This window comes from Streptomyces sp. NPDC046465 (assembly GCF_040646035.1).
Classification (GTDB): Bacteria; Actinomycetota; Actinomycetes; order Streptomycetales; family Streptomycetaceae; genus Streptomyces.
Window position 1 is genome coordinate 100,159 of record NZ_JBEYZK010000009.1, and the last position, 16,716, is coordinate 116,874.

Genomic DNA, 16,716 nt, shown 5'->3' on the forward strand with positions numbered 1-16,716 from the left:
ATCGAGTGCCCCGACTACTTCCCCTCGAACGACGCCGCCCGCCCCGCCCCCTTCGCCCCGTACCCTTCCCGGGAGTCCTCGGAGGTGAGTGTGATCGCCGCGTTCACCGCGACGCGGTCGAGCGCCCCCGCCATCCCCGTGTCGGCGAACGCGTCGATGCCGCGCTTGACGCCCTGCACCGCGAGCGGCCCGTTCGCCGCGATCTCGGCCGCCAGGGCGCGGGAGGTCGCCGCGAGTCCGTCGGCCGGGACGACCTGCTGGAGGAGGCGGAGGCGCTCGGCCGTGGCGGCGTCGATGCGGCGGCCTGTGAACGCGAGCAGCTTGGCCCAGCCCGCACCGGCCTCTCGGGCGATGCGCAGGTCGCCGCCCGCGTCCACCGCGACGCCGAGCCGCGCCTCGGGAAGCGCGAAGACCGCGTCGTCCGCCGCGATCCGCACGTCCGCCATGAGCGCGAGCTCGAAGCCGAAGCCCAGGCAGTACCCCTGCACGGCCGCGACAACCGGCTGCGGGAGCTCCGCGAAGACACGGAACCGCTCGTGGACCCAGCGCATGCCCTCGTAGTAGTTGCGGGCGCGCTCCGCACCGGAGCGGCCCGTGATCGCGCCGCCGGGCGCCGTGATGTCGATGCCCGCGCAGAACGCCCGGCCCTCGGCGCGCAGCAGCACCGCCCTGATGGAGTCGTCGAAGCGGATCCGGTCGGCGAACAGGCCGAGTTGCCGGGTGGACTCCCAGCTCCACGCGTTGAGCTTGCGCGGCCGGCAGAGGGTGAGGATGCCGAGCCCGTCCTCGACGTCGAGGCGCAGCCGCTCCTCGCCCCTCGGGATGTCCGTGCCGATGGTGTCGATCATCCGCGCTCCCCTGGACCCGACGCTCCGGAGTTCCCTCCTGATGGGTCGTCAGGTTAAGGGCGCGGGCTCACCGACTGAAGACCTCGAACCCCACCGCGGGCTTTCCGCCGAAGCGCGGCGCGAGCGACTGCGCGTTCCTCGTGAGGAACGTACGGCAGTACTTCTCGGGGTCCTCGTCGGTCAACACCTCGATGTAGGTGCGGTGTTCGAGGAGGGAGGAGACGGAACGCTCAAGACCGGCCGAGGCGTCCACGGCGTGCGTGGGCGTCGACGAACCGGCGACGGCGACCCACCGCACACCGTCCCACGGCTCCAGGCCCTGCTCCTCGATCAGCTCCGGGAAGATCCAGCGGTTGCCCGCGTCCGCCGCGGCATCCAGCGTGGCGCGGCCGACCGCCACGTGGTCGGGGGTGTTCCAGGCGATGCCGCGCCACGTGTCGCGGTGGTTGAGCGTGATGAGCAGCTCGGGGCGGTGCCTGCGGATCGCGGCGGCGATGTCGCGGCGCAGCGCCGTGCCGTACTCGACGACGCCGTCCTTGTGGTCGAGGAACTCCACGGCCTCCACACCGACGACGGCCGCGCTCGCCCGCTGCTCCCGCTCGCGCAGCGGCCCGCAGGTGGCGGGGTCGAGCGTGTCGATGCCCGCCTCGCCGCGGGTCGCGAGGAGGTACGTGACCTCCCGGCCGCCGTCCGTCCAGCCGGCGACCGCCGCCGCGCACCCGTACTCCAGGTCGTCCGGGTGGGCGACGACGGCGAGCGCGCGCTGCCAGTCCTCGGGCATGGGAGTGAGCTGGTCGGCGGGTGTGGCTGAGGTCTGCTCCGTCATGCCGGTCAGCTTATCCCCGGGGCCCGGCCTGTTCCCTTGACGCGGCGACGAGTTGGGGCCCCTGGCCGGGGTCCAGGGGGGTCATGCCTCGTCACGCGCCAGGGCGAGCAGCCGGTCGAGGACGCGCGGACCGCTCGCGCGGACCCCGTCGTGCTCGAACTCGTCGGTGACCCAGGTCCGCAGCCCCCGGATGGCGCGGGCGGTGCGCAGGGAGTGCTCCGTGTCGACATAGAGATCGTCGTGGTAGATCGCCGCGGCCACCGGCACCTCGTTCGCGGCGAGGCGTTCCGTGTCGTACAGGCGCGGCCAGCCGGTGCGCGCGGCGAGCAGGTCCGCGGTCTCGCGCAGGGGCCGCAGCGCCGGGTCGCAGTCGAACATCCAGCGCTGCACGGCCTCACCGGTGAACAGCAGCGGCGCCTCGCCCTCCAGGGTCTTCTCCGGGTCGAACCCGGGGAACTCCGCGCGCACCCGCTCGGCCGCCCAGGCGGTGGCCCGCTCGCCCTGCCCGTAGGTCGCCTCGTGCAGGACGGCGAAGAGCGGCCTGCTCGCGTACGAGAGGGCGCTCTGCATCTCCTCCTGGAAGGCGTCGGACAGCACCGGCCCCGCGGGGGTGGGCACGAAGGCGTCCTCAAGGAGGTAGTGCAGGCGGTGGCTCCCGTCGCCCGAGCCGAGCAGCATGCCGAGGGACTGGAAGGCCGGGACGGTCAGCCGGTAGCCGTTGTCGAGGACCGGCTCGTGCTCGGCGAGGTATGCGGCGATGCGGCGGGCCCGCTCGACGTCCTGCGGGTGACGGGCGTAGTGCGCCGCGCTCTTGCGTGCCATGCGCGGGTAGGCCGCGCGGTAGACGTCGTCGGCGTGCCCGTCGAGCGTGGGCAGGCCGCCGGTGATGAGCGCGGCGGAGAGGCCCTCGGGCGCCGCCGACAGGTAGTGCGTGGCGCAGAAGCCGCCGAAGCTCTGCCCGAGGACGGTCCAGGGGGCGCCGCCGGTCACCTCGGGGCGGATCGCCTCGCAGTCGCGGACGATCGAGTCGGCGCGGAAGCGGGCCAGGTAGTCGGCCTGTTCCCGGGGGCCGCCGCGCAGCGGGAGCGTCTGGCGGTTGGCGGGCGTGGAGTTGCCGGTGCCGCGCTGGTCGAGGAGGAGGACGCGGAAGTCCCGCAGGGCGCGGCCCAGCCAGGACTCCGCACCGTGGAAGCGGGTGGCTCCGCAGCCGGGGCCGCCCTGGAGGTAGACCAGCCAGGGCCGGTCGGCGCCGCCGCGGGACGCCGCGACCGCCTCGCGGGCGAAGAGCTCGATGCGCTCCCCCGCCGGATCGTCGTGGTCGAGCGGCACGCTGAAGCGGCGGTCGGTGAGGACGACTCCCGGCTGGCGGTACGTGACGGTCAAGGCTGGCTCCTGGGCAAGGGTCGGTACGGCTGCCCCCAGTCCAGCACACCGCACAAGGCCGCCGTCCCCCGGGCGACGCCGACGCCTCCCGCTACGCTCCACGCGCGCGTACGCTGCACCCATCCGATGATCGACAAGGAGGAACCCGCGATGCGCGTCGCCCTGTTCCTGACCTGTGTCAATGACACGCTCTATCCGGACACGGGCCGTGCAGTGGTGAAACTGCTGACCAGGCTGGGAGTTGACGTCGACTTCCCGATGGCTCAGACCTGCTGCGGGCAGGCGCACTACAACACCGGCTATCGCCATCAGGCGGAGCCGCTGGCCCGGCATTTCTCCGATGTATTCGGTTCGGACGCGTACGACGCGATCGTGACGCCGTCCGGCTCGTGCGGGGCCATGGTGCGTGAGCTGTACCCGCGCATGGGCGAGCGGGCGCGCGCCGAGGGCCGCGGCGACGGGCTGGCGCGGACGCTCGCGCCGGTGGTGCCCAAGACGTACGAGCTCACCGAGTTCCTGGTGGACGTCCTCGGTGTCACCGACGTCGGCGCGTACTACCCGCACACCGTCACCTACCACCCGACCTGCCACGGTCTGCGCGCCCTCGGCCTCGGGGAGCGGCCCACGCGGCTCCTGCGTGCGGTCGAGGGGCTCGAACTGCTCGAACTGCCCGGCGCCGAGGAGTGCTGCGGGTTCGGCGGTACGTTCGCCGTGAAGAACTCCGATGTCTCGGCGGCGATGGGCGCCGACAAGGTGCGCAACGCCGAGTCGACCGGGGCCGAGGTCCTCTGCGCGGCGGACAACTCCTGCCTGATGCACATCGGCGGCACGATGGCCCGGCTGCACGCCGCCGTGCGCCCCGTCCACATCGCCGAGATCCTGGCGAGCACGGAAGAGGAGCCACTGTCATGAGCGCCCCTGACCGCAGCGGCGGCACGTTCGTCGGCATGCCCGCGTTCCCGCGGGCCGCGCGCGAGGCGGTCGGCGACACCACCCTGCGGGCCAACCTCCGGCACGCGACCCACACCATCCGCGACAAGCGGGCCCGCGCCGTCACCGAGCTCGACGACTGGGACCGGCTGCGCGAGGCGGGCAAGCGCATCAAGGATCACACGCTGCGCCATCTGGACCGCTACCTCGTGCAGTTGGAGGAGTCCGTCGTACGGGCCGGCGGCACCGTGCACTGGGCGGCCGACGCCGACGAGGCGAACCGCATCGTCACGGAGCTGGTCAAGGCCACGGGCGAGAGCGAGGTCGTCAAGGTCAAGTCGATGGCCACCCAGGAGATCGGCCTCAACGAAGCCCTGGAGGCCGAGGGCATCCACGCCTACGAGACCGACCTCGCCGAGCTCATCGTGCAGCTCGGCAAGGACCGCCCCTCGCACATCCTCGTGCCCGCCATCCACCGCAACCGCAGCGAGATCCGCGACATCTTCGAGAAGGAGATGGGCAGTTGGGGCCGCCCGGCACCGGAAGGGCTCTCCGACACACCGGCCGACCTCGCCGAGGCGGCGCGACTGCATCTGCGGGAGAAGTTCCTGCGCGCCAAGGTCGGCATCTCCGGGGCGAACTTCATGGTCGCCGAGACCGGCACACTCGTCGTCGTGGAGTCGGAGGGCAACGGACGGATGTGCCTCACTCTGCCCGAGACGCTGATCTCCGTCGTCGGCATCGAGAAGACCGTTCCGGCCTGGCGCGACCTCGAGGTCTTCCTGCAGACCCTCCCCCGCTCCTCGACGGCCGAGCGCATGAACCCGTACACATCGATGTGGACCGGCACGACGGACTCCGAGGCGGCGGACGGCCCGAGCGTCTTCCACCTCGTCCTGCTCGACAACGGCCGCACCGACACCCTCGCCGACGAGGTCGGCCGCCAGGCCCTGCGCTGCATCCGCTGCTCGGCGTGTCTCAACGTGTGCCCGGTGTACGAGCGGGCCGGCGGACACGCGTACGGCTCGGTGTATCCGGGGCCCATCGGCGCGATCCTCAGCCCTCAGCTGCGGGGCACCCAGAGCGAGATCGACGCCTCGCTGCCGTACGCGTCCTCGCTCTGCGGGGCCTGCTACGACGTGTGTCCGGTCGCCATCGACATCCCGGAGGTGCTCGTCCATCTGCGGGAGCGCGTCGTGCAGGGCGGCGAGGCCACGCGGCAGGGCAACAGGGTGACGCTGAAGCCCGCGAAGGGGCACGCGGCGGAACGGGCCGCGATGCGGGCGGCGGGCCTGGCGTTCGCCCGCCCCGGCGCACTGCGCGCGGGCCAGCGCCTGGCGTCGCGCACCCGGCGGTTCCATCCGCGCACTCTGCCGGGGCCCGGACGGGCCTGGAGCGCGACGCGGGAGCTGCCGCCGGTGCCCACCGAGCCGTTCCGCGACTGGTGGCAGCGCACGCGGGGCGGCGGGAGCGACGGCGGAAACGACGGCTCGACCGAGGGGAACGACCAGTGAACAGCAGGGACCGTGTCCTGGGCCGGGTGCGGCGGGCGCTCGCCGACGTACCGGCCGACGACCTCGCGTACGAGGCGGCGGTGGACCGTGACTACGCACGCGAGCACGGCACGCGCAGCATCGACGAAACCGTCGGCCTGCTCGCGGAGAACCTCGCGGACTACCGCGCGATCGTGCACCGGTGCACGGAGGCAGAGGTGCCGGATCTGCTGAGGTTCCTGTACGCGGAGCGCGGTGCCGAGACCGTCCTCGTGCCGCCGGGGCTGCCGCCGCACTGGCTGGCGGCGGCCGGTCCGGTGCGGATCCCCGACCGGGCGGCGAGCACGCCGCACGAGCTCGACCGGGTCGACAGCGTCATCACGGGCTGCGCCGTCGCCATCGCCGAGACCGGCACGATCGTGCTCGACGGCTCCCCGGACCAGGGCCGCCGCCGCATCACCCTGGTGCCTGACCACCACGTCTGTGTCGTACGGGTACCCGACCAGGTCGTCGCTTCCGTACCGGCGGCGCTCGAACGGCTCGATCCGGGGCGTCCGCTGACCTGGATCTCGGGGCCGTCCGCGACCAGCGACATCGAGCTGGACCGGGTCGAGGGCGTGCACGGCCCCCGCACCCTTGAGGTGGTGCTGATGAGCGGTGAGTGACGGGCGCGGCTAGCGTGAGGGCATGATCCGGTTCGAGCAGGTGACCAAGCGCTACCCGGACGGCACGACGGCCGTGGACGACCTCTCCCTGGAGGTCGACGAGGGCGAACTGGTCACGCTCGTCGGCCCCTCCGGCTGCGGCAAGACCACGACGATGATGATGGTGAACCGCCTCATCGAGCCGACGTCGGGCCGCATCTTCGTGAACGGCGAGAACATCGCCGACGTCGACCCGGTCCGGCTGCGCCGCCGCATCGGCTATGTCATCCAGCAGGTCGGCCTCTTCCCGCACCGGACGGTCCTCGACAACACGGCGACGGTGCCCGCCCTCATCGGCTGGAAGAAGGCCAAGGCCAGGGCGCGCGCGGCGGAGCTGCTCGACCTGGTGGGCCTGGACCCGAAGACGTTCGGCTCCCGCTACCCCGAACAGCTCTCCGGCGGCCAGCGCCAACGCGTCGGGGTGGCCCGTGCGCTGGCCGCGGACCCGCCGGTGCTCCTGATGGACGAGCCGTTCGGCGCCGTCGACCCGGTGGTGCGCGAGCAGTTGCAGGACGAGTTCCTGCGGATGCAGGCGACCGTCCGCAAGACGGTGCTCCTGGTGACCCACGACATCGAGGAGGCCGTCCGGCTCGGCGACCGCATCGCCGTGTACGGGCAGGGGCGCATCGAGCAGTTCGACACGCCCGGCGCGGTGCTCGGGGCGCCCCGGACGCCGTACGTCGCCGAGTTCGTGGGCGCCGACCGCGGCCTGAAGCGGCTCTCCGTCACCGAGATCCGACGCGACGACCTGGAGGCGCCGCCGATCGCCCGCCTCGACGAGCCCGCCGCGCAGGCCGCGGCCCGGCTGCGCGCCGAGGAGGCGCGCTGGGCCGTCGTCCTGGACGAGGGCGGCGATCTGCACGGCTGGGTCGGCCTCGACGAGGTCGCGCTCGCGGGCACCGGCGGCACGGTCGGTGACCTGGCGCACCGCATGAAATCCTGGGTGCCGGTCGGCGCCCCGCTCAAGCAGGCCTTCGGTGTGATGCTGCAGCACGACGCGGGCTGGGTCGCGGTCCTGGACGGCGCCCGCTTCCTCGGCGTCCTCACCCCGGCCAAGCTGCACGAGGCGCTGCGGCGCTCGGTGGACGCGGATGCGCAGGGGGTGGAGAGGGGGGAGGTGGAGTTCGACTCGGTGGCCGACGCGTAGGCGCTCCCGCGCGGGCGGCGGAGTACGGGGTACGGGGTACGGGTTCGGAGCTAGAGAAGCTTCTTTGTCCGCAGGTAGGTGCGTGCCACGTCTTCGGGGAGGCGGCGCCAGCTGTCCACCTGCTCGTTCAAGGAGGCCAGGTCCTTGGTCGTCAGGACGGGGCCGAGGTGGCCCAGTGCGGCGGCCACGCCCTCGCTGCCCGCTCGGGAGCGGTTGACCACGGGCACGAGGTAGTCGGCGTTCTGCAGGTGCTTGTCGTCCTTGAGGAGCACCAGGCCGAAGTCGTCGAGGGTCGCGTCCGTCGACGTGGTGAGCACCATCTGGTCCTGGCCGCCCTGTACGGCCTTCTTGGCCTGCGTCGTGCCGACGCCCTTGGGGTCGACTCCGGTGACGTCGATGCCGTACACCTTCTTCAGCCCCGGGGCGCAGTAGGGGCGCTGCACGCATTCGTCGCCCGCGGCGAGGCGCACCTTGAGGCCCGACCTGCCGAGGTCGCTGAGCGTCCCCAGGCGGTGCTGCCGGGCGTAGGCGGCGGTGACGGCGAAGGCGTTCTGGTCGACGGCCTTGCCGGGGTCGAGGACGGTGAGGCCGCGCGGGGCCGCGAGACGGCGCAACGCCTTCATGGTGGCGTCGAGGTCGGGCGAGCCCACGGGCGGCGCGTCGGCGCCGTTCTTCTTGGCGTTGAGCCAGTCCGCGAAGGTCGCCGCGTACTCCGGGACGACGTCGATCTGGCCGGACTCCAGGGCGGGTTCGTAGAGCTCGCGGTTGGCGACGGAGAGGATCTTCGTGTGGTATCCCGCCTTGTTCAGGAGCAGGGCGTACATCTGGGCGAGCAGGTCGGACTCGGTGAACCCGGCCGAGCCGACGACGAGGTGCTTGCTGTCGCCCGGCGGCGCCGTGACCTCGCCCTGGTTCTCCAGTGAGGGGCCTGTCGCGCAGCCGGTGACAAGCGCGAGGAGGAAGGCCGCGGACGGCGCGGCGCGCCGCACCGTGCGGTCCCGTCCCGTCCGGTCCCGTCCCGTCCGGGTCCGCCTCATCCGGCCCTCCCCTGTCCTCGCGCCCACCCCGGCCCGAACCGTTCGGCCACCTCGAAGGCGCCCTCCACGAGCAGCGCGAACGCGGCCACGAGGACGGCGCCCGCCACGACCTGCGGGGTGCTCGCCAGGTTGAAGCCCGCCGTGATGATCCGGCCGAGGCCGCCGCCGCCCGCCAGCGCGGCGATCGTGGCCGTGGCGACGAGCTGCACGGCGGCGAGCCGGATCCCGCTGAGCACCAGCGGCAGCGCGAGCGGCAGTTCGACCCGCCACAGCATCTGCCGCCCGGTCATCCCCATGCCGCGGGCCGCCTGGACGACGCTGGGGTCGACGCCGCGCATGCCCACGTACGCGTTGGTGAGCAGCGGCGGCACGGCGAACAGTACGAGCGCGACGACGGTCGGCCCCTCGCCCCAGTTGCCGAGGGGGGTGAGGAGCAGCAGGACGAGGACCGCGAACGTCGGGACCGCGCGGCCGACGTTGGAGATGTTCACGGCGAGCGCGCCGCCCTTGCCGAGGTGGCCGAGGACGAGGGCGACCGGCAGCGCGACGAGGCAGCTGAGCAGCAGACAGACGACGGTGAGGACGAGGTGCTGGGTGAGCCGGTGCCAGATGCCGTCGTCGCCCGCCCAGTGTGCGGAGTCCGTGAGCCAGGTCCAGGCGTCGCCGAGTGTCTTCATGAGCGGGCCGCCCTCGTCGCTCTTTCCCAGGGGGTGAGGAGGCGCTGCACGCCGAGCAGCAGGAGATCGGCGGCCACGGCGATGACGACGCAGAGCACGGACGCGGTGAGCACCTGTGCCTTGAAGTAGGTGTTCATGCCCGTGTAGATGAGGTTGCCGAGCCCGCCGAAGCCGACGATCGCGCCGATGGTGACGAGGGAGACCGCGGAGACCGTGGCGATGCGCAGGCCCGCCATGGCCGCGGGCAGCGCGAGCGGCAGCTCGACGGTGAGCAGGAGGCGGATCGGGCCGTATCCCATGCCGCGGGCGGCCCGCCGGGTGTCTTCGGGGACGGCGCGCAGCCCGGCGAGGATGTTCCGCACGAGCAGGGTGAGGGAGTAGAGGACGAGGCCCGCGACGACCAGCGAGGCGGAGAGCCCGTACACCGGGAGCAGCAGCGAGAACATCGCGAGCGAGGGGATGGTGTACAGGACGGTGGTGAGCGCGAGGACGGGTCCTGCCGCCCAGCCCCAGCGGCGGGCGAGGACGGCCAACGGCACCGCGACGACCAGCGCGATCAGGATGGAGACGGCGGTCAGCTCCAAGTGCTGGACGACCGCGTCGAGCAGGATCTGGCGGCGGGTGCTCAGGTACTCGCCGCAGATCCACTCGTTGCGCGCGAGGCAGTCGTCGGGGGGCGCGGTCACCTGTCCATTCAAGGCCGGGGTGGTGAGGGACGGCGCGTTCTGGTGACCCGTACGGGTCCCGCGGGGCCCGGCCCCGCGCAAGTCCGGCCCGCATCGGTCCGCATCGGTCCGCATCGGTCCGCAGTGGGGTGACAGCCACGAGGTGACGGCCCATGATGGATGCGTCATGAAGACTTCGGGACCGGTGATACCTCGCTCTCGACCGCGCGACAGCCGGGCACCGGCCGCGCGGTCGGTGACCGGGGTACGGTCGGTGGCCGGGGCACGGCCGGTGACCGGGGCTCACTTCTCCCTGGTGAGTGCCCTCCTCGCGGTCGCCTCGTACCACTTCGTCCTCGGTTCGACGCCGTCCTGGGATGTCCGGATGGCCGTCGCCGCGGTCCTGTTCTGCGCGGCACTCCCGCTCGGTGCCGCCTCGCGGGGCCGGGCCCCACGGCCCCCGCACTCCGCTCCGCGGTCCGCCCTGGCCCGTGCCGGGCAGGCCGCCGCCCTGCGGTGGCGGACGCAACGGGTCCGCGCGGGTGGTGGCAGCGTGAAGGGGGCCTGCGTAGCTGAGGCCTACGCGGTACGTGGCGGTCGGCGGCCGTTCCCCGCGGCCCGCCCCTCCCGCTCACCGGTCGTCTCCCGCTCACCGGTCGTCGCGCGGCTCGCGCTCCGCCTCCTCGCCGACCGCAGGCTGCACCAAGACCGCCGCGAACTTCGTCTGCTGTGCGGCTCCTTGCTGCGGATGCTGCGTCTGCTGTGCGCCTTACTGGTCCGTGTACTGCACCCGGGCCGCACACCGCGCGCGGCCACGCCGCCCCGGCCGGTCGAGCAGCCGCGCGCCGCCCGACCAGCCCGTCCGACGTCCCTCCCCCTCCTCCTCGCGAACGCGGTCGTACGGCGCGGTCCGCCGGCCCGCCCGCCGCTCGCCGTCTGACCACACGGACGGGAGCGGTTCCGGCAAGCCCGATTCCGCACACTCCACAGCTGATTCCGGCGCGCCCCGAGCCGTCTCCGCACGGCCGGACGTGACCGCGCCAGGAGGGACTCCCATGTCCAAGACCGTCGTCATCATCGGCGCGGGCCCCTACGGTCTGTCGGCCGCCGCGCACCTGCGAGCACGCGGCCTGTCCGTACGGGTCTTCGGCGCCCCCGTCGCCAACTGGTCACGGCGCATGCCCGCCGGCATGCTCCTGAAGACGTCACCCGCCGCCTGCGAGCTGGCGACCCCGCGCGAGGGCTTCACTCTCCGCGACTACTGCCGCGACGCCGGGGAGCGCAGGGTGGCAGCCCACGACCAGGTGCCCGTGGGCCTGTTCATGCGGTACGGCGGGTGGTTCAGGGAGCGCCTCGTGCCCCGCGTAGAGGACGAGCGGGTGGCCTCGGTCGACCGGCGCGAGGACGGCTTCCGCGTCAAGTTGTCGTCGGGCGAGGTGCTCAGGGCCGGTGCCGTGGTGGTGGCCACCGGCCTCTCCGGTTTCGCTCACCTGCCGACGCCCCTCGCGGCAGCGGCGTCCAGTGGCCTGTCTGCCCTCGGCCTGATCTCGCACAGCTCGCAGCAGACCGATCCCGGCAGCTTCGCCGGACGCAGCGTCACCGTCGTCGGAGCCGGGCAGTCCGCCCTGGAGAGCGCCGCCCTGTTGCACGAGGCGGGCGCCGACGTGCAGGTGCTCGCACGCGGGGCGGGGGTCCGGTTCGACACGCCGCCGTCGTCACACCCGCACTGGCAGCCCGACACCCCGGGGGGCCGGTCGTGGCCCCTGTACGGCCTCACCCGCCACCCCGCCGCCTTCCGGCGGCTGCCCGCGGCGGCCCGGCTCCGGCTCGCCGAGCGGCCGTCGAGACCGCGCGGGGCGTGGTGGCTCAGGGACCGGTTCGAGGGCCAGGTGCCTCTTCTCGCGGAGCGGCACATCACGGCGGCGGAGGTCCGCGGAAACAGCGTTGCCCTGCAGACCACGACACCGGACGGACGGACCCACACCGTCGAGTCCGACCACGTCCTCGCCGCCACGGGCTACCGCGTGCACGTCGAGGCGCTGGACTTCCTCTCCCCCGAGCTGCGCGCGGACGTGGTGCGGACCGGTGGATTCCCCGCCCTGGACAAGGGGTTCTCGTCCAGCGTGCCGGGGCTGTACTTCACCGGTCCCGCGGCCGTCGCGACGTTCGGTCCCGCGCTGCGCCACGTCAGCGGTACGCGGTTCGCGGGCCCCCGTCTGACGAAGTCCGTGGCGGCGTACTGCGACGACTTCTAGGCCGCCCAGGGCGCGATCGGGTACCAGGGGATGATCTCGCGGCGCGCGAGCAGCCTGACGTCCCAGTACAGGACGGTGAAGACGCCCGCGACGATCAGGGTCACCGCGGTCACGGCGGCCATCCGGCCCGGACTGGCCGTCATCCAGACGGACAGCCGGCCACCGGCGAAGTAGGCCAGCAGGAAGAAGAGCACCGCGATGACCACCACGTTGCCGACCGACTGCAGCACGAACACCGCCGCCCCGTACAGGGGGTTGCCGCTCTCGGCCGCGTCACGGAAGAGCCGGCGGAAGAGCGGGTACGGCCGCCCGATGAGGAAGCCGCCGACCAGGACACCCATGAACACCGTCTGGGCGTGCGGGAAACGGCGGGCCGCCCCCGCGAACGGATCACGGGTGTACCCCAGCGCGCTGAGCCCCAGCCAGAACATCGAAAGACCGATCACCCCGAACGTGACCATCGACTGCACCGACCGCCCCGACAACTCCCCCGGAACGGGCGGCGCCTCGGAGAACTGCGGCATCGACGTCCCCACCAGAGCGACCACCGCCCCGTACACCGCCGAGACCACGACCATGCCCAGGAGCAGCCAGCCCAGCGGCCTGAGCGCCTGGACGGCCCGGCCCGCACGGCTGTTCACGGTCCCCAGCATCGGAGCGACCGTGCCGAACACCGCGATGTTGCACGCGGTGAGGGTGCCGGCGAGACCCGAAGCGAAGGCGAAGGCCGTCCCGGCCGCCACCGAGGCGAGCGGGGCCGTCTCCGGATCACGACCGAGAATCGACCTCGCCGTATTGCCGCCGACCGTCTGGTCGACGAACTCCGCCGACCAGATCACGGTCAGGAGGAAACCGGCGACCGCACCGAGGAGCAGCAGGAGCCCGCGCCGCCGCACCGTCTCCCCTCCGCTGCCGACGCCGCTGTCACGAACCGGTAAACGATCGGTGTCCGCCACGACAGAGCTCCCTCGTCGGCCGTCGGGTCCGGCGACAGCGTAAGGGCGGCGGACCGCGTTTTCTTGTTCCAGGTTGCTGCATTTCAGGCGGGGGTGCGATCGGGGCGCGGCGGCCGAACCGAAGTGAGCAAGACAGGAGTTGGCCCCCGACGACGTCCTCAGGAACATGGATGGGTCTACCGCCCGGACGACAGACAAGGACGTGCCATGCCGCATATCACCATCGGCAACGACGAGCCCGGCATCCGCGGTCTGATGGCCCACCGCCCGGACACCGCCGCGCCGCTCAACCACCTCGCCAACGTGCTGCTGCGGGGACCGGCCTCCCTCAGCCGCGGGGAGCGCGAGCTGATCGCCGCGTATGTCTCCCATCTGAACAGCACCCCGTTCTGCGCCGGAACGCACGGCGCGGCGGCCGCCGCCCAGCTCGACGGCGGCCGGGACACGGTCAAGGCCGTATGCCTCGACCCGGCCAGCGCACCCATCACTCCTCGGCTGCGCGCCCTGCTGCGGATCGCGGCCGAGGTGCACCACGACGCCCGTCCACTCTCCGACGACGCGCTCGCCGCGGCCCGCGCCGAAGGTGCCCAGGACAGCGACATCCACGACACCGTGCTGATCGCCGCGGCCTTCTGCATGTACAATCGCTACGTCAGCTGTCTGGACACCGATGTCCCGGCCGAGGAGGGCTACTACGACGCGGCGGCCCACCGCATCCTCGGACAGGGCTACGGCACGGGCCCCACCGGGACCACGTCCCGAACCTGGCCCCGGGCACCTGAGAGCCGGTAACTCCGTCACCAGGGGAGGAAGCTCCTTGCGTGCTTTCTTCCTGTCATACGAGCAGGGCGACCAGCCGTTCGGTCTGCTCGCGGGGGTCGGGCGCGCCCGCCCACCCGGTCATCAGGAGGTGGTGGACGGTCGCGACCACGGCGAGTGCGGTCGTGGCCGTGTCGGTGTCGTCCGGCAGGCGGCCGAGCCGCTGTTCGGCGTCCAGATACGCGGTGAGCGCGTCCTGGATCGCGTCGAAGCCGGGGGCGCCTTCGGCGAGCGCCTCGCGGATCCGGCAGGAGGTCGCGTGGCTGGACATGGCCAGGCCCACGACCCCGGGGTCCAGCGAGTCGAGGAGCCCGAGCGCGACCCCCGCCAGGTTCGCCGCCACACTGTCCTCGCCCGCCCGCCCGGGCAGAGCGCGGGCCGCCGCCGCGGCGCGCGCGTACCGGTCGAGCACGAGCTCGGCGACGAACGCGTCCACGCCGCCGAAGTGCGTGTGCAGCACCCCCTTGGCGCAGCCCGCCTCGCCGGTGATCGCCCGGCTCGTCAGGGCCGCCGCACCCGCGCGGGCGACCACCCGTTCGGCGGCATCGAAAAGCCGGTCGCGAAGGTCGGGGATCGCGACTCCGCGCGGTGACATGGCTGCTCCTCGTACGCAACGGGACGCCCCGGCAAGGCCATTGCCAGAAGGGGCGCTCGCCCATACTGTTTGGGCGAGCGCCCATACTAACCGTGCCGGGCGCGCCGTCCACGACGCATCAGGGGGCACCGAGTGCAGGAAATCGCCAACACCGAGCAGGCGCAGGCATGGAACGGTTACGAGGGGGAGCACTGGGCCGGCCATCAGTCCCGCTGGGACGCGGTCAACGGCGGCTTCAACTCGCCGCTCCTGACCGCCGCTTCGGTCCAGGAGGACGATCGCGTCCTGGACATCGGCTGCGGCACCGGGCAGCTGACCAGGCAGGCCGCCCATCGGGCGACCGGCGGGCGGGTCCTCGGCCTCGACCTGTCGGCGCCGATGCTGGCGCAGGCCCGCCGCACCGCACAGGAGGAGAACCTCGGCAACGTCTCCTTCGAGCAGGGTGACGCCCAGGTCCACCCGCTGGAGGAGGCCGCGTTCGACCTCGCGGTCAGCCGTTTCGGCGTGATGTTCTTCGCGGACCCGGTGGCCGGGTTCGGCAACATCGCACGGGCGCTGCGACCGGGCGGACGGGCGGCGTTCATCTGTGGCGCCTTCCCGCAGGACAACGAGTGGCTCCGGGCCTTCGGCTCCCTGCGCGACCTCCTTCCGATAGGCAAGTTCGGCACCCCGGGCGGGCCCGGCATGTTCTCCCTCGCGGAGGCCGACAAGACCTGCGCCCTGCTGTCTTCCGCCGGGTTCGAGAAGGTCGAGGCGGTGCGCGTGGAGACGACCGGTACGTGGGGCAGGGACGCGGCCGACGCCACCGACTTCCTCTTCGGCTCCGGCCCCGGGCGCCACCTCACCGGCCAGGTACCCCCCGAGACGGCGGACCGCGCGCGCGAACGGCTGACAGAGCTCCTGCGCCCGCACGAGGTGGACGGCGCCGTGCGCCTGCACGCGGCCGCCCTTCTGGTGACGGCCACCCGCCCCTGACGGGGAGGACTCCGCACCGGGCCGTTCGGAAGCAGACCGGCACGCCGGACACGCGGACGTCGCAGGGGAGTTGGTCGACAGCACCGCAGGCCCGGCGGAGCGGGGTGCCCGTCGGCCGCCGTCCCGACGATCGCTACGATGCGCTGCGATGAGACAGACGCGGTGGACCGGAGCCGCCCGGCACGCCTGGTGCCGGGCCGCGTCGGCCGCTGCCCTCGCATCACTGGTCGCCACGCTGTTCATGTGCCTCGGCGCCGTCGCCTCCGCCTACGACGGCGGCGGCGGCGGCGACTACCGGGGCACGGGGCACACCACAGCCATCACCGGGGCTCCGTCGTTCGACGACGGTGCGCCACGCGCGCACGGCGCCGACTGCCCGCCCGCCGACCGCCATTGCACGGCCGCGGCCCACTGCGTACGAGCGGTGCTCAACCCGGCGGCCCCGTCGCTGCCCGCCGCGGCGAAGCAAGTCCCCTGCCCGCGCGCACTGCCGACGCCCGGCCCGCCGGTCGAGCATTCCTCGGACCGCGGCTCCCCCGATCTCCACATGCTCCAGGTGCAGCGGATCTAGACGGATCCCGGCCGGGCGGCCCACCCCCGTGGCCCGCCCCGCGACCCGGCATCCACCACTCCGCCACCCACCGCCGCGCCCCGTGCGGCGGGGACAGGAACATCCATGGCCAAGGCCAAGCCCACCCAGTCCGGCAAGACCGGCAAGACCGGTAAGTCCGGCAACCCGGGCAGCAGACCCACCAAGAAGGCTGCCGCCGCCGACCGTCAGGCCCGTGTCGAAGCGATGCGCCGCGCGGAGCAGGCCCGCGAGCGCCGCAGCCGCGTCATCACCATCACGGTGAGCACGGTGATCGTCGCCGGGCTCATCGGCTTCGGCGCGTACGCCCTCGACAGCGCCAACGACAAGGAACAGCGGAACACCGCCGCCGCCAAGAAGCCCGTACAGGGCGAGAAGACGTGGGACGCGAAGAAGCTGGGCCGCGATCACGTGACCAAGTCCGTCGCCTACCCGATGACGCCGCCGGTCGGCGGTGACCACCACCAGGCGTGGATGACGTGTGACGCGAGCGTCTACAAGAAGGAGATACCGAACGAGAACGCCGTGCACTCCCTCGAACACGGCGCGGTCTGGGTCACGCACAACGGCAAGGCGCCCGACGCCGACGTCAAGAAGCTGGCCGACAAGGTGTCCAGGACGACGTACAGCCTGATGAGCCCGGTGGCGAAGCAGCGGAGCCCGATCATGCTGTCGGCCTGGGGGCACCAGCTCACCGTCGACAGCGCCGGGGACCCGCGGGTCGCGGAGTTCTTCAGCAAGTACGTGCAGGGCGCGCAGACTCCCGAGCCGGGCGCCGCCTGCACGGGAGGCGTCGACTCCGCGTGAGCGGGTACCG

The 16,716-nt window shown here is 72.8% G+C and carries 18 protein-coding genes; 10 read left to right on the forward strand and 8 right to left on the reverse strand.

What is annotated here, in order from left to right; genetic code table 11:
* Nucleotides 1-14: 14 nt before the first annotated feature.
* The 3 genes from ABZ953_RS15835 to ABZ953_RS15845 all read right to left on the reverse strand — a co-directional run bounded on the left by ABZ953_RS15835 (nt 15) and on the right by ABZ953_RS15845 (nt 3,057).
* Nucleotides 15-848, reverse strand: a complete 834-nt coding sequence (locus tag ABZ953_RS15835; protein ID WP_361722985.1) for an enoyl-CoA hydratase/isomerase family protein — start codon at nt 846-848, stop codon at nt 15-17.
* Between the two features lie 67 nt (nt 849-915).
* Nucleotides 916-1,674, reverse strand: a complete 759-nt coding sequence (locus tag ABZ953_RS15840; RefSeq protein WP_361722988.1) for a PIG-L deacetylase family protein — start codon at nt 1,672-1,674, stop codon at nt 916-918.
* 81 nt (nt 1,675-1,755) lie between these two features.
* A complete protein-coding gene (locus tag ABZ953_RS15845) occupies nt 1,756-3,057 on the reverse strand; it encodes an alpha/beta fold hydrolase (protein WP_361722991.1) in 1,302 nt (433 codons plus the stop codon).
* Between the two features lie 150 nt (nt 3,058-3,207).
* Between ABZ953_RS15845 and ABZ953_RS15850 the strand changes: the two genes are divergently transcribed.
* Genes ABZ953_RS15850 through ABZ953_RS15865 form a run of 4 tightly spaced genes read left to right on the forward strand, consistent with a single transcriptional unit; the run spans nt 3,208 to nt 7,331 of the window.
* Entirely contained in the window at nt 3,208-3,969 is a 762-nt protein-coding gene (locus ABZ953_RS15850) for a (Fe-S)-binding protein (protein WP_361723539.1), read from the forward strand.
* Nucleotides 3,966-5,501 carry a LutB/LldF family L-lactate oxidation iron-sulfur protein gene (locus tag ABZ953_RS15855; protein ID WP_361722994.1) on the forward strand — a complete coding sequence of 512 codons (1,536 nt, stop codon included), beginning with the start codon at nt 3,966-3,968 and terminating at the stop codon, nt 5,499-5,501. The genes ABZ953_RS15850 and ABZ953_RS15855 overlap by 4 nt, the downstream gene beginning before the upstream one ends.
* On the forward strand, nt 5,498-6,145 hold the full coding sequence (locus ABZ953_RS15860; RefSeq protein ID WP_361722997.1) for an LUD domain-containing protein: 648 nt from the start codon (nt 5,498-5,500) through the stop codon (nt 6,143-6,145). The genes ABZ953_RS15855 and ABZ953_RS15860 overlap by 4 nt, the downstream gene beginning before the upstream one ends.
* A 22-nt stretch (nt 6,146-6,167) precedes the next feature.
* A complete protein-coding gene (locus tag ABZ953_RS15865; RefSeq protein WP_361723000.1) occupies nt 6,168-7,331 on the forward strand; it encodes a betaine/proline/choline family ABC transporter ATP-binding protein in 1,164 nt (387 codons plus the stop codon).
* A gap of 50 nt (nt 7,332-7,381) precedes the next feature.
* On the opposite strand, the gene ABZ953_RS15870 is transcribed toward ABZ953_RS15865, so the two are convergent.
* Genes ABZ953_RS15870 through ABZ953_RS15880 form a run of 3 tightly spaced genes read right to left on the reverse strand, consistent with a single transcriptional unit; the run spans nt 7,382 to nt 9,731 of the window.
* A complete protein-coding gene (locus ABZ953_RS15870) occupies nt 7,382-8,368 on the reverse strand; it encodes an ABC transporter substrate-binding protein (protein ID WP_361723003.1) in 987 nt (328 codons plus the stop codon).
* Nucleotides 8,365-9,045, reverse strand: a complete 681-nt coding sequence (locus ABZ953_RS15875; RefSeq protein WP_361723006.1) for an ABC transporter permease subunit — start codon at nt 9,043-9,045, stop codon at nt 8,365-8,367. The genes ABZ953_RS15870 and ABZ953_RS15875 overlap by 4 nt, the downstream gene beginning before the upstream one ends.
* Entirely contained in the window at nt 9,042-9,731 is a 690-nt protein-coding gene (locus ABZ953_RS15880; RefSeq protein ID WP_361723009.1) for an ABC transporter permease, read from the reverse strand. The genes ABZ953_RS15875 and ABZ953_RS15880 overlap by 4 nt, the downstream gene beginning before the upstream one ends.
* A gap of 271 nt (nt 9,732-10,002) precedes the next feature.
* Between ABZ953_RS15880 and ABZ953_RS15885 the strand changes: the two genes are divergently transcribed.
* Both ABZ953_RS15885 and ABZ953_RS15890 read left to right on the forward strand, forming a co-directional pair.
* Nucleotides 10,003-10,650: a hypothetical protein gene (locus ABZ953_RS15885; RefSeq protein WP_361723012.1), complete on the forward strand. Its 648-nt coding sequence runs from the start codon at nt 10,003-10,005 to the stop codon at nt 10,648-10,650.
* A gap of 115 nt (nt 10,651-10,765) precedes the next feature.
* Nucleotides 10,766-11,965, forward strand: coding sequence for an NAD(P)-binding domain-containing protein (locus ABZ953_RS15890; protein ID WP_361723015.1), 1,200 nt, complete (start codon nt 10,766-10,768; stop codon nt 11,963-11,965).
* Here the strand turns inward: ABZ953_RS15890 and ABZ953_RS15895 are convergent.
* Nucleotides 11,962-12,921, reverse strand: coding sequence for a hypothetical protein (locus tag ABZ953_RS15895; RefSeq protein ID WP_361723018.1), 960 nt, complete (start codon nt 12,919-12,921; stop codon nt 11,962-11,964). The genes ABZ953_RS15890 and ABZ953_RS15895 overlap by 4 nt on opposite strands.
* A gap of 207 nt (nt 12,922-13,128) precedes the next feature.
* On the opposite strand from ABZ953_RS15895, the gene ABZ953_RS15900 reads away from it, so the two are divergent.
* Nucleotides 13,129-13,713, forward strand: coding sequence for a peroxidase-related enzyme (locus ABZ953_RS15900; protein ID WP_361723021.1), 585 nt, complete (start codon nt 13,129-13,131; stop codon nt 13,711-13,713).
* Nucleotides 13,714-13,756: 43 nt separating this feature from the next.
* Here the strand turns inward: ABZ953_RS15900 and ABZ953_RS15905 are convergent, their stop codons facing one another.
* Nucleotides 13,757-14,335, reverse strand: coding sequence for a TetR/AcrR family transcriptional regulator (locus ABZ953_RS15905; protein WP_361723024.1), 579 nt, complete (start codon nt 14,333-14,335; stop codon nt 13,757-13,759).
* Nucleotides 14,336-14,467: 132 nt separating this feature from the next.
* Between ABZ953_RS15905 and ABZ953_RS15910 the strand changes: the two genes are divergently transcribed.
* The 3 genes from ABZ953_RS15910 to ABZ953_RS15920 all read left to right on the forward strand — a co-directional run bounded on the left by ABZ953_RS15910 (nt 14,468) and on the right by ABZ953_RS15920 (nt 16,706).
* Complete coding sequence (locus ABZ953_RS15910) at nt 14,468-15,310, forward strand: class I SAM-dependent methyltransferase (RefSeq protein ID WP_361723027.1); 843 nt, start codon at nt 14,468-14,470, stop codon at nt 15,308-15,310.
* A gap of 148 nt (nt 15,311-15,458) precedes the next feature.
* Complete coding sequence (locus ABZ953_RS15915; protein WP_361723029.1) at nt 15,459-15,881, forward strand: hypothetical protein; 423 nt, start codon at nt 15,459-15,461, stop codon at nt 15,879-15,881.
* 225 nt (nt 15,882-16,106) lie between these two features.
* Nucleotides 16,107-16,706 (forward strand): DUF3105 domain-containing protein, encoded by a 600-nt coding sequence (locus ABZ953_RS15920; protein ID WP_361723541.1) that lies wholly within the window; start codon nt 16,107-16,109, stop codon nt 16,704-16,706.
* The last annotated feature ends 10 nt before the right edge of the window (nt 16,707-16,716 follow it).

What these genes read in the sequence shown, in the direction of transcription:
- ABZ953_RS15835 (WP_361722985.1), bottom strand. Translation starts at nt 848, where the DNA reads ATGATCGACACCATCGGCACGGACATCCCGAGGGGCGAGGAGCGGCTG.
- ABZ953_RS15840 (WP_361722988.1), bottom strand. Translation starts at nt 1,674, where the DNA reads ATGACGGAGCAGACCTCAGCCACACCCGCCGACCAGCTCACTCCCATG.
- ABZ953_RS15850 (WP_361723539.1), top strand. Translation starts at nt 3,208, where the DNA reads ATGCGCGTCGCCCTGTTCCTGACCTGTGTCAATGACACGCTCTATCCG.
- ABZ953_RS15855 (WP_361722994.1), top strand. Translation starts at nt 3,966, where the DNA reads ATGAGCGCCCCTGACCGCAGCGGCGGCACGTTCGTCGGCATGCCCGCG.
- ABZ953_RS15865 (WP_361723000.1), top strand. Translation starts at nt 6,168, where the DNA reads ATGATCCGGTTCGAGCAGGTGACCAAGCGCTACCCGGACGGCACGACG.
- ABZ953_RS15870 (WP_361723003.1), bottom strand. Translation starts at nt 8,368, where the DNA reads ATGAGGCGGACCCGGACGGGACGGGACCGGACGGGACGGGACCGCACG.
- ABZ953_RS15875 (WP_361723006.1), bottom strand. Translation starts at nt 9,045, where the DNA reads ATGAAGACACTCGGCGACGCCTGGACCTGGCTCACGGACTCCGCACAC.
- ABZ953_RS15890 (WP_361723015.1), top strand. Translation starts at nt 10,766, where the DNA reads ATGTCCAAGACCGTCGTCATCATCGGCGCGGGCCCCTACGGTCTGTCG.
- ABZ953_RS15900 (WP_361723021.1), top strand. Translation starts at nt 13,129, where the DNA reads ATGCCGCATATCACCATCGGCAACGACGAGCCCGGCATCCGCGGTCTG.
- ABZ953_RS15905 (WP_361723024.1), bottom strand. Translation starts at nt 14,335, where the DNA reads ATGTCACCGCGCGGAGTCGCGATCCCCGACCTTCGCGACCGGCTTTTC.
- ABZ953_RS15915 (WP_361723029.1), top strand. Translation starts at nt 15,459, where the DNA reads ATGAGACAGACGCGGTGGACCGGAGCCGCCCGGCACGCCTGGTGCCGG.
- ABZ953_RS15920 (WP_361723541.1), top strand. Translation starts at nt 16,107, where the DNA reads ATGCGCCGCGCGGAGCAGGCCCGCGAGCGCCGCAGCCGCGTCATCACC.